Source organism: Klebsiella sp. 28, from assembly GCF_018223905.1.
GTDB lineage: Bacteria > Pseudomonadota > Gammaproteobacteria > Enterobacterales > Enterobacteriaceae > Klebsiella > Klebsiella pneumoniae.
In genome coordinates this window covers 20,582-27,163 of record NZ_JAGRQY010000043.1, presented here as the reverse complement: position 1 = coordinate 27,163, position 6,582 = coordinate 20,582, and the positions used below count along the sequence as shown (strand labels likewise).

General features: G+C 55.4%; 6 protein-coding genes and 1 riboswitch. Of the genes, 2 read left to right on the top strand and 4 right to left on the bottom strand.

The features are described 5' to 3' along the window. Together KHQ28_RS08395 and uspA are read right to left on the bottom strand one after the other, a co-directional pair. Nucleotides 1–857, bottom strand: an 857-nt coding sequence (locus tag KHQ28_RS08395) for an oligopeptide:H+ symporter (RefSeq protein WP_211777587.1), incomplete at its 3' end; no start/stop codon positions are given. Nucleotides 858–1,137: 280 nt separating this feature from the next. Further along, entirely contained in the window at nt 1,138–1,575 is a 438-nt protein-coding gene (uspA, locus tag KHQ28_RS08390; RefSeq protein WP_004145166.1) for a universal stress protein UspA, read from the bottom strand. Between the two features lie 382 nt (nt 1,576–1,957). Here uspA and uspB point away from each other — a divergent pair, with 382 nt between their 5' ends. Further along, nucleotides 1,958–2,293, top strand: coding sequence for a universal stress protein UspB (gene uspB / locus KHQ28_RS08385; protein WP_002921203.1), 336 nt, complete (start codon nt 1,958–1,960; stop codon nt 2,291–2,293). 55 nt (nt 2,294–2,348) lie between these two features. Here the strand turns inward: uspB and pitA are convergent, their stop codons facing one another. Next, nucleotides 2,349–3,845, bottom strand: a complete 1,497-nt coding sequence (gene pitA / locus KHQ28_RS08380; protein ID WP_002921200.1) for an inorganic phosphate transporter PitA — start codon at nt 3,843–3,845, stop codon at nt 2,349–2,351. A gap of 229 nt (nt 3,846–4,074) precedes the next feature. On the opposite strand from pitA, the gene KHQ28_RS08375 reads away from it, so the two are divergent. Further along, entirely contained in the window at nt 4,075–5,268 is a 1,194-nt protein-coding gene (locus KHQ28_RS08375; RefSeq protein ID WP_032418294.1) for an NAD(P)/FAD-dependent oxidoreductase, read from the top strand. A 39-nt stretch (nt 5,269–5,307) separates the two neighbouring features. Here KHQ28_RS08375 and KHQ28_RS08370 read toward each other — a convergent pair whose 3' ends face one another. Continuing rightward, a complete protein-coding gene (locus KHQ28_RS08370; protein WP_004181490.1) occupies nt 5,308–6,321 on the bottom strand; it encodes a magnesium transporter in 1,014 nt (337 codons plus the stop codon). Between the two features lie 57 nt (nt 6,322–6,378). Next, a riboswitch (M-box (ykoK) riboswitch) is annotated at nt 6,379–6,560 on the bottom strand. Nucleotides 6,561–6,582 lie beyond the last annotated feature (22 nt).

The window sequence follows — 6,582 nt, the reverse complement described above, 5'->3', positions numbered from 1 at the left end:
AAGTTCAGCGAGGTCGGCATCTGGGCATACAGAATGTAAAACAGCACCGCCTCGATCATCAGAATAAAGGCGACGAACATTTTGTTGCGTCCAGTTTTATCGAGGCGAAACGCCTCACGGAAAAAGAACGCAATAACCACGACCGACAGAACAATCAGCACCAGGTTGGCGATCATCACGTTATGCATCAGCCAGGCGCAGAGAAAAATCATTACCACCGTACCGGCCAGCACCAGCGCCAGATTGCGTAGGCTGAGGGGGCGATGATCCGGCTCGGAGCCAATATCTTTCACCATCCCGCGGCAGGCGAAGTAGACCAGCAGCGCGATAATCAGCCCCGCGCCGCACAGGTTATAGGTTACCGCGTAGCCAAATTTTTCGGCGATCACCGGCGCCAGCGACAGCGACAGCAGCGAACCGATGTTTATCGACATATAGAACAAGGTAAATGCCCCGTCGAGACGGGCATCCTTCGGCGGATAGCATTTGGAGAGCAGGCTCGCCGGGTTGGCTTTAAACAAACCGTTGCCGACGGCGATGGTGCCGAGAGCGATAAAGATCAGCTGCGGTTTCAGCAGCGACATCCCGGTCATAAAGTAGCCGATAGCCAGCACAATGGCGCCGAGCACCAGCGTGCGTTTGGTCCCCAGCAAATGGTCGCCCACGTAGCCGCCGATGGAGATCAGCCCGTAAACCAGCGCCGCGAAGGCGCCGAAGGTGATAAAGGCCTGTTCCTGAGAGAAGCCCAGCTGTTTAACAAAGAAAACCGCCAGGATCCCCTGAACGCCGTAATAGCCAAAACGTTCCCAGAGCTCCACAAAGAAGATCATAAAGAACGGACGAGGTTGCTGCAGCAAGCCCGTAGGTGCAGTTGTATTCATATTCCTTCGCCTTGTATTACTTTCCCAAAAAGTATGAACGCGTATGCCAGAACGCGCCGAAAATGTCTGATAACTCGCCATGCTGCGGTTATTGGCTTATGGAATAGATTATTATATAGATATTTCGCCGAATAACTGGTTGATCACACTAATTGAATGGCGATTTTATGGATTGAAGTTCTGCCGCATGGCGAGGGAAAGCGAAAATAAAAAACGCCCGCATCAGCGGGCGTATTGCGCGGATAAAACGAGACGATTATTCGTCTTCTTCGTCGCGCAGCGGGACGATCAGCATGTCGACATGAACGGTGTTAATCAGCTGGCGGGCAGAGGACATCAGCTTGCTCCAGAAGTCCTGATGATGGCCGCAGACCACCAGGTCCATATCGTATTTTTTAATCGCATCGACCAGCACCTGGCCAAGGTCGCCGCTGCCGCTCAGGGTCTCGGTGATGGGATAGCCTGCGTTGGTCGAGAGCTCGGTCAGCGCGTGATGGGTCTCTTCGGAGATGCGTTTTTGCATGTCGCCGAGGTTAACGTCAATCAGCCCGGTGTAGAGGTCGGAGTAATTCACATCCACATGGATCAGGGAGACTTTCGCGTTATACGGGCGGGCCATAGAAACGGCTTTTTCAACCAGTACTTTACTCTCCGGGGACAGGTCTACTGCAATCAGAATATGTTTGTAAGCCATAGTGTTACTCCTTCCATAAGTTTGTCGATGACCATTGGACCTGACAGCTGGCGCTGCCGTTTCGCCCGCGTCCTGCGTGCTACATTCGCGGGAGGGTAGCCTTTAAGGACTTCATTGTAGAAGATATTTCCTACCTTATAGCGCCCCCCGCACTCCGTCAATGCACTGGGTTCACCTAAAAGTTAAACAAATTTATCCGTCTTACGTATTGATAACGAATAACCTTGTGGTAAAAAAATTAATGGATCTCCTACACTATTTAATGAGCCGGTCGGAAAAATAAATGTGATCGGAATCGCACTCTTTACGGTATCGTCGTGGGTTATTTGGGGAGCGGTAGCCGCGGAGGTTTTCTCCGTAGGCGGGTCGCCGGGGAGGAGGTATGATCAGCACTATTGCGCTGTTTTGGGCCCTGTGTGTCGTTTGTGTGGTGAATATGGCACGCTACTTCTCATCGTTGCGTGCATTATTGGTGGTGCTACGTGGTTGCGATCCCTTGCTCTATCAGTATGTTGATGGCGGCGGCTTTTTTACCTCGCACGGGCAGCCCAGCAAACAGATGCGGCTGGTGTGGTATATCTATGCCCAGCGCTACCGTGACCATCACGATGATGAATTTATTCGTCGCTGCGAACGTGTTCGTCGCCAGTTTATCCTGACCAGCGCCCTGTGCGGCCTGGTGGTGGTGAGCCTGATTGCGCTGATGATCTGGCACTAACGTTTCAGAATAAAAAAACGGGCCAGCAAGCTGGCCCGTTTTGAACAAATAACGCTTAAATCAGTTTCAGGGAGAGCCAGTAAAGGACGCCTGAAAGGATAATCGCTGCCGGCAGGGTCAGCACCCAGGCCATCAGAATGCTGGTCACCGTCTTTTTCTGCAGACCACCGCCATCCACCAGCATCGTCCCCGCTACCGAGGAGGAGAGTACGTGGGTGGTGGAAACCGGCATCCCGGTGTAGCTCGCCAGACCGATAGAAACCGCTGCGGTCATCTGAGCCGACATCCCCTGAGCGTAGGTCATGCCTTTCTTACCAATCTTCTCACCGATGGTGGTCGCCACGCGGCGCCAGCCGATCATAGTGCCGATACCCAGCGCCAGCGCGACAGCCATGATAATCCAGATTGGCGCGTACTCGATGGTGCTCAGCATATCGGTTTTCAGTTTCTTCAGCAGACGCTGGTCGTCAGCGCTCACATCCGGCAGCTTCGCCACCTTGTCGGTGGTGTCGGAGATGCAGAGCATGATGCGACGCAGCTGGCCGCGCTGTTCCGGTTTTAGCGACTCGTAGTTCTCAACGCCGGTCAGCATAGTTTTGACGCGGTCAAGGGCGTTGATGGTGTTCGCCGGATGGCAGTGGAACTCGCCATTGGCCGCGGTATTGGTATCCGGAGAAGGCACCAGCTGATCGACGCCGGTGGCTTTTTTCAGCAGTTCAGGACGCTGCTGGAAGAAGGTTTCCACGTTGTTGACCGCATCGCGGGTACGGGTGATTTCGTAACCAGAGGCATTCATATTCACCACGAAACCCGCCGGCGCGACGCCGATCAGCACCAGCATCACCAGGCCAATGCCTTTCTGCCCATCGTTAGCACCGTGAGAGAACGACACGCCAATAGCAGACAGGATCAGCGCGATACGGGTCCAGAACGGCGGCTTTTTCTTACCGTCTTTCTTTTCACGCTCTGCGGGCGTCAGGTGGATACGCGCGCGTTTTTTGGTTCCGCTCCAGTAGCGACGCAGCAGGAAAATCAGGCCGCCCGCGATCACCAGACCGACGATCGGCGAGATGATAAGCGAAGCAAAAATACCGATGACTTTCGGGATATTCAGCGCATCAACCACGGAAGTACCGGTCATCAGCGCATTGGTTAAACCAATGCCGATGATGGCGCCAATCAGGGTATGAGAACTGGAAGCTGGAAGACCGAAGTACCAGGTGCCGAGGTTCCAGATGATCGCCGCCAGCAGCATAGAGAACACCATGGCGAGGCCATGTGCGGAACCCATGTTAAGCAGCAGATCGGTCGGCAGCATATGCACGATGGCATAGGCTACGCTGAGACCGCCCAGCAGAACGCCGAAGAAGTTGAAGAGCGCCGCCATCGCCACAGCGAGCTGTGAGCGCATTGCGCGAGTGTAGATAACCGTAGCCACCGCGTTTGCGGTATCATGGAAACCGTTAATCGCTTCGTAAAACAGTACAAAAGCTAAAGCAAGCAATAATAATAGTCCGGTATGTAAATCCAGACCGGCAAATAAATGTAGCATAGGACGTTACGCCATTTTGAGGACATGAACGCGGCGCATTATCAGTGACTTTAGCGGCGCGGGCAAAGTGAAATATAGACTTTTTTTGATTTTCTTCCTGTTTAGGTTTTACCCTGTTGGGAGTAATCCTATATCTTTCAATGATGTATCTAATGCGGGATTTTTCCCGCTGGTGTGACCAGAGTGAAATATTTACAAAACCCGACAATTGGGGAACGAGGAAAGCGGTGTGGAAAGGTTTGATGCCATTGTCGTTGGCGCCGGAGCGGCGGGAATGTTTTGCGCAGCGCAGGCGGGCCAGCTTGGCTGCCGCGTCCTGCTGCTGGATAACGGCAAAAAGCCGGGGCGAAAAATTCTGATGTCCGGCGGCGGCCGCTGCAACTTTACCAACATGTATGTTGAACCGGCGGCCTATTTGAGCCAAAACCCGCATTTTTGCAAATCTGCCCTGGCGCGCTACACCCAGTGGGACTTTATCGAGCTGGTCGGTAAATACGGCATCGCCTGGCATGAGAAGACCCTCGGCCAGCTGTTTTGCGATGATTCGGCGGAGCAGATCGTCAATCTGCTGCTCGCGGAATGTGAAAAGGGCGGCGTGCAGATCCGTCTGCGCAGCGAAATCCTCAGCGTGGAGCGCGATGAACAAGGCTACCGGCTACAGGTGAACGGCGAAACGCTGGTGACCAAAAAGCTGGTGATCGCCTCCGGCGGTCTGTCGATGCCGGGGCTCGGCGCCTCGCCGTTTGGCTATAAAGTCGCCGAGCAGTTCGGCCTGAAGGTGCTGCCGACCCGCGCGGGACTGGTGCCGTTTACCCTCCACAAGCCATTGCTTGAGCAGCTGCAGGTCCTCTCCGGCGTGTCGGTGCCGTCGACCATTACCGCCGAGAACGGCACTCTGTTTCGCGAAAATCTGCTGTTCACCCACCGCGGCCTTTCCGGACCGGCGGTGCTGCAAATTTCCAGCTACTGGCAGCCCGGCGAGTTCGTCACCGTTAATCTGCTACCGGACTGCGATCTTGATGACTTCCTTAACGAGCAGCGCAGCGCGCATCCCAACCAGAGCCTGAAGAACACCCTGGCGATGCAGCTGCCGAAGCGGCTGGTGGAGTGTCTGCAGCAGCTGGGGCAGATACCTGATGTGACGCTCAAGCAACTGAACGTTCGCGATCAGCAGACGCTGGTGGAGACGTTAACCGCCTGGCGCGTGCAGCCGAACGGCACCGAAGGCTACCGGACGGCGGAGGTGACCCTCGGCGGCGTGGACACCAACGAACTCTCGTCGCGTACCATGGAGGCGCGTAAGGCGCCGGGTCTCTACTTTATCGGCGAAGTGATGGACGTTACCGGCTGGCTCGGGGGGTATAACTTCCAGTGGGCGTGGTCAAGCGCCTGGGCCTGCGCGCAGGCGCTGGTGGAAGAGTAATCTACGCGTCCGGGCGCCCTGGTGCCCGGACGTATATGATCAGTTCAACCCAAGAAAATACTGGGCGATTTTGAAATAGATAATCAGCCCGGTACCATCAATCAGCGTGGCGATAAACGGCGCGGAAACTACCGCCGGGTCAATGCCGATCCGCTTAAGCACCATCGGAATGACCGAGGAGACAATCGCGCTCCACAGGGTAATGCACACCAGCGTCAGGCTGACGATGAGCGTGATTTCCATGCCAATCCCCATCATCCAGGCGCGCAGGCAGCCCGCCAGGCCCAGGGTCAGGGCAATCAGAAACGAAGTCGATACCTCTTTGCGGATCACCCGCCCCATATCGCGCAGTCGCACTTCCCCCAGCGCCATCGAGCGCACCAGCGTCGAGGTGATCTGCGTTCCGCTGTTGCCGCCGGTGCCGATGAGCAGCGGAATAAAGAAGGCCAGCGCGATGGCCGATTCCAGGGCTTCTTCGAAATGCTGCAGTACGCTGCTGGTGTAGGCTTCGGCCACGAACAGCAGCAGCAGCCACACCGAGCGTTTTTTCCACAGCGTCCAGGGGCTGATCTCGAGGTACGGTTTTTCCAGCGGCAGCGTTGCCCCCTGCAGCTGAGCATCTTCGGTGACGTCATCCTCCAGCAGATGGGCGATCTCCTTCTCCATCAGGCAGCCGACCAGCTCGCCTTTATCGACGACGGGGACCAGGTCGAGGCCGCGCTCGCTGAGCTCGGCAATCACCTGCTGGCGCTCATCGTCAGGTTTGACGCGAAACAGGCAGCTGTCCATCAGGTGGCGGATAGACTGGTTGATATCCGTTTCCTGGAGTAGCTTTTTGACCGACAGGCTGCCACGCAGCTTCTTGCCGGCGACGACAAACACCTGCCCGGGAATATCATCGCTGGCCAGCTGGGAGATAAAGTGTTCGCGCGCCTCATGAACGCTGAGATGTTCCTGCAGCGTAATAAAATCGGTACGCATGTACTGGGCGATCGCATCGCCGTCGAAGCCAGAGGTCGCCTGATGGGCGGCGCAGAGTTGAATGGAAGACATGTTTAAAAATCCCTATAAAAAATCACTCATAGGGGCGAACAAGACAGGGTTAGCGCAGGCAGATCCCTACGTCCTGGTTTTAGCACTGCATAACGTATCTGAACGGTCATGACCGCCAGAAGTTACCTTGGCAACACCTTGATTCGATGGAAGCCTGTATTTCCCTGAGTGGTCTCTCTCGATACCAACAGGGCGGTAACTTGTATTTATGCAGGAGCCTCGCCATAACGAGATCGTTAAATGAGGCGCCATTATTGGCGA

What these genes read in the sequence shown, in the direction of transcription:
- uspA (WP_004145166.1), bottom strand. Translation starts at nt 1,575, where the DNA reads ATGGCTTACAAACATATTCTGATTGCAGTAGACCTGTCCCCGGAGAGT.
- uspB (WP_002921203.1), top strand. Translation starts at nt 1,958, where the DNA reads ATGATCAGCACTATTGCGCTGTTTTGGGCCCTGTGTGTCGTTTGTGTG.
- pitA (WP_002921200.1), bottom strand. Translation starts at nt 3,845, where the DNA reads ATGCTACATTTATTTGCCGGTCTGGATTTACATACCGGACTATTATTA.
- KHQ28_RS08370 (WP_004181490.1), bottom strand. Translation starts at nt 6,321, where the DNA reads ATGTCTTCCATTCAACTCTGCGCCGCCCATCAGGCGACCTCTGGCTTC.